Source organism: Paenisporosarcina sp. P5_A11, from assembly GCF_056400705.1.
Map to the genome: position 1 here is coordinate 1 of NZ_JBFUKT010000292.1, position 2224 is coordinate 2224.

4 protein-coding genes are annotated in these 2224 nt (G+C 34.7%); all 4 read left to right on the forward strand.

All coding sequences use genetic code 11. The features are described from left to right. The coding region (locus AC1DOS_RS19510; RefSeq protein WP_477538823.1) for a PepSY domain-containing protein at positions 1 to 162 on the forward strand (162 nt) is incomplete at its 5' end. 129 nt (positions 163 to 291) lie between these two features. Beyond that, a complete protein-coding gene (locus AC1DOS_RS19515; protein WP_477538821.1) occupies positions 292 to 432 on the forward strand; it encodes a hypothetical protein in 141 nt (46 codons plus the stop codon). A gap of 127 nt (positions 433 to 559) precedes the next feature. Beyond that, positions 560 to 1231, forward strand: a complete 672-nt coding sequence (locus AC1DOS_RS19520; protein ID WP_108587981.1) for a response regulator transcription factor — start codon at positions 560 to 562, stop codon at positions 1229 to 1231. Beyond that, positions 1231 to 2224, forward strand: a 994-nt coding sequence (locus AC1DOS_RS19525; RefSeq protein ID WP_477538822.1) for a histidine kinase dimerization/phospho-acceptor domain-containing protein, incomplete at its 3' end; no start/stop codon positions are given. The genes AC1DOS_RS19520 and AC1DOS_RS19525, both read left to right, overlap by 1 nt.

The window sequence follows — 2224 nt, forward strand, 5'->3', positions numbered from 1 at the left end:
GATTCTGAACTAGAAGACGAAGATGGCGTCGTTGTGTATGACGTTGAAGTTAAAAAGTMTGCAGGGATTATCAAGGGTGTCAAAGTAGATGCGTCTTCAGGCAAAATCATTAAAGTTGCTGACGAAGAAGAAGATAATGATGATGAAGTCGAGAATGACTAACATCAAAAATAAATCGATAAATAGTTCAAAGGAATAGATGAGTTTATTTCATCTATTCCTTTTTTTCTTGCCAATTGTTATTAGTGATTTTATTTTATTCAGGTACGATTTAGAAATAAGAGGGGCGTTGTGATTAAACAAAAGGATTTACAAAGGAGCACGAAACCGGTTAGTTGCGATGAACCACTTAAATTAGCATATAAAAAAGATGATGATTATGGTCTTTTAGGAATAAATGGGCAGATGAGACCACGACCATTTGCAAGTTAATTGGTTATTTAAGCCTTCAAATGGAGAAGTTAAGTGGTAAGTGAAAATAGATTGATATCGAACAAAATTGTAAGGCTTACTGTTGTTCGATTACATAGACATAACCTGATTTCTTGGAGGGTTCATATTGAAGAAAATATTGTTAATTGAAGACGAAGAAAGTATCTCTGAATTTTTAGAGTTAGAACTCAAACATGAAGGTTTTGATGTCAAAGTTGTCGATGATGGGAGAGAAGGCCTAGACGCAGCGATGAATCAAGAGTTTGATTTAATTTTACTCGACCTAATGCTTCCACATTTAAATGGAATTGAAATATGCCGTAGGTTAAGAGTGGTAAAAGATACACCGGTCATTATGTTAACTGCCAGAGATAGCGTTATGGACAGAGTCATGGGTTTAGATGTGGGTGCAGATGATTACGTTTCAAAGCCTTTTTCTATTGAAGAACTCTTGGCCAGAATGCGTGTGATTTTTCGGAGACAGGAGAAGCATGAAGAAAGCATCGCCAAACATTTAAAGTTCAAGGAGATTGAAGTCGACACCATCTCTCGAACTGTAAAGAATAGAAGCAAAGAGGTTACATTGACAAAAAGGGAGTATGAACTTCTCTTGATGTTTATGCAAAATGTCAATCGAGTTTTAACACGTGAAATCATTTTAGAAAAAATTTGGGGATATGAGACATTTATTGAAACGAATGTGGTTGATGTATATGTTAGGTACTTACGTAACAAAATTAGTATCGAAGATGAAAACTACATCCAATCCGTTCGCGGGGTAGGGTATGTGATGAAATAATGAAGTTCAAGACGAAGTTAAAACTCAAATGGAAACTTGTTTTATGGTCGACTCTCTTAATGATGGGTTTATTTCTATCTTATAATTTATTGCAGTACTTCGTGATGAATAGTTGGATGGTTCGATACGAAGAGCAATCGATTGAGAGAAAGATGGATGCTACTCAAGAGTATTTCTCGGAGCAAGATAATCAAAACTTATCGATAAGTACGATTAAAGAGAGTGAATCTTTTTTAGAATCTATCAATGAAAAATCAGAAACGATACGAATATATGATCGATATGGTAGAAGCGTTGTTGCAGTAAGTCAAGAGGAGGAATTAACCGTAACCGAAAAAACTGTTCAAAATGAACAGATTGAATTACAAAAGATTGGTGATGATAGGCTCCTCGTTTTCAGAAAACCTCTAGTAGGAACGAATTTTGTTGGGACAATCGAAATCGTGAAAAATCTAGAAATTTTTGATGGTTTGTTAGAACAATTTGGAATGATGATGTTTTTAACAGGCATTGGCGCCATTTTTTTAAGTTTATTAGGTGCGTTATTCCTGTCAAAACAATTTTTAAAACCCATTCAGGATATTTCATATACCTTAACGAGGATAAAGAAATATGGATTGGAAGAGAGGGTAATGGTTCATCAAAATCAAGATGAAATTGCCCAACTTGCAGTTCATTTTAATGAGCTAATGGACCAATTAGAAGAGTCTTTCAATCAACAGAGACAATTTGTGGAGGATGCTTCTCACGAACTGAGAACACCACTATCTGTATTACAGGGAAACCTTATGATGTTGAATCGGTGGGGGAAGAATAATACTGAAGTTCTCAATAAATCATTAACTTCCTCATTACGAGAAGTTGAAAGAATGAATAAGTTAGTCAAAGAATTGTTAGACCTTTCAAGGCTTGATTCTGAAACAACGAATGATTCAAACATTACACAAATTGAGCCGAAACTTGTGATTGAAAAAGTAATAAATGATTTTAGAC